Source organism: Microbacterium sp. zg.Y909 (genome assembly GCF_024626565.1).
Genome location: NZ_JANJFJ010000653.1, coordinates 1 through 1,351, shown reverse-complemented (window position 1 = coordinate 1,351; position 1,351 = coordinate 1). Strand labels below are relative to the sequence as shown.

Genomic DNA, 1,351 nt, shown 5'->3' with positions numbered 1-1,351 from the left:
CGGCAGTGGCGCGAGTTCTGGGCTCTGACGGTGGAGCCCCTTGCGCACCCCTCGCCGGTTCCGCTCGACCTCGTCGATGGCTTCGGCCTGCTGGCCGCGCTTCCCACCGAGGGCTTCGACGAACTGCGCGACGCGATGATGCCGCACGCCGGCACGGCCGTCGCCTACGCCAACTCCTCCCACAGCCGCTATCGTGCCGACGCCGCCGCCGGCGCGCGCGTGTCGTATCGGGCCTACGCGGGGGCGATCGCCGAGCACGAGCGCCGGGTGGGGCGCCGCGCCCACTCCTTCGAGCTGAACGTGCAGGTGCTGCCGCTGGCCCAGCGTGGCGTGTGGTGGATCGGCTCGCTCACGATCGCGGTCACCGACGGGCTGCGGGGAGACGTCGTCGCCTTCGACGCGGCCATCCACCCGATCATCGCCGAGCTGGCCTGAACCCGCTCGTCAGTCCTGGGTGCGGATGTGCTCGTGCTCGATCTGCACGTCGCGGGCGCGCCCTGCCAGCACCCGATCCAGGACGACCGCCACGATGCCGCCGATCGCGATGCCGATGGGCACGGCGAACAGCGCCAGGAAGCCGAACACCTGGGTGGGCGAGTAGACGACGCCGGTGTTGGCGCTCTGCTCCGTGTCCCCGCTGCCGAACGCGAAGGTCAGGATCAGCGCCGCCAGCAGCCCCAATGCGGCACCGAAGCCGATGAACACCGCGAACTTCGGGCTGCGGCGCACGCGTGCGGTCTCGGTCATGGTTCCATTGTCGCACCGCGCGGCCCGAGGGGGACCGGGCGGCCGTCGTGACCTGCGACGGGCCGGCCGGCGATCACGGACGAAGCGGGAGCAAGGCCGACAGGTCCGCCCGGGTCCCCGACGCGTGGATGCGGCCGGCGGCCGCGGCATCCGCCCATTTCTCTGCCCCCGTCGCGAGGGCGACCCAGGTGTCGGCGTCGGTCTCGACCACGTTCGGCGGCGTCCCGCGGGTGTGTCGCGGACCCTCCAGCGCCTGCACCGCCCCGAAGGGCGGCACCCGCACCTCGACGGAATTACCCGGCGCCTTCTCGGCCAGCAGCTGCAGCAGGTAGCGCACGGCCGTCGCGCGGTCGGTGCGGGACGGGGACGTGTCAGCCGCGAGAGCGGCGAGCGCGGCGCGGCCGGCATCGGTGCTGATCTTTCGCGGCATGCGGCCACGGTACCCCCGCGGCGGGCGAGCACCCCTCGCTAGGCTGGCCCGGTGAAGATCCTGGTCCTCGGTTCGGGCGCGCGCGAGCACGCCATCATCCTCGCCCTGCGCGCCGAAGAGGCCGGGCACGAGCTGTTCGCGGCCCCCGGCAACGCCGGCATCGGCGCCGACGCC

At 73.5% G+C, this 1,351-nt stretch carries 4 protein-coding genes; 2 read left to right on the top strand and 2 right to left on the bottom strand.

Annotation, left to right across the window (positions count from 1 at the left end):
* The coding region (locus tag NQ160_RS23840; protein ID WP_257517461.1) for a zinc-binding alcohol dehydrogenase at positions 1-435 on the top strand (435 nt) is incomplete at its 5' end.
* 9 nt (positions 436-444) lie between these two features.
* Here NQ160_RS23840 and NQ160_RS23835 read toward each other — a convergent pair.
* Positions 445-747 (bottom strand): potassium transporter Trk, encoded by a 303-nt coding sequence (locus NQ160_RS23835; protein WP_257517460.1) that lies wholly within the window; start codon positions 745-747, stop codon positions 445-447.
* A gap of 73 nt (positions 748-820) precedes the next feature.
* Positions 821-1,177, bottom strand: coding sequence for a sterol carrier family protein (locus NQ160_RS23830; RefSeq protein ID WP_257517459.1), 357 nt, complete (start codon positions 1,175-1,177; stop codon positions 821-823).
* Positions 1,178-1,228: 51 nt separating this feature from the next.
* On the opposite strand from NQ160_RS23830, the gene NQ160_RS23825 reads away from it, so the two are divergent.
* Positions 1,229-1,351, top strand: a 123-nt coding sequence (locus tag NQ160_RS23825) for a hypothetical protein (protein ID WP_257517462.1), incomplete at its 3' end; no start/stop codon positions are given.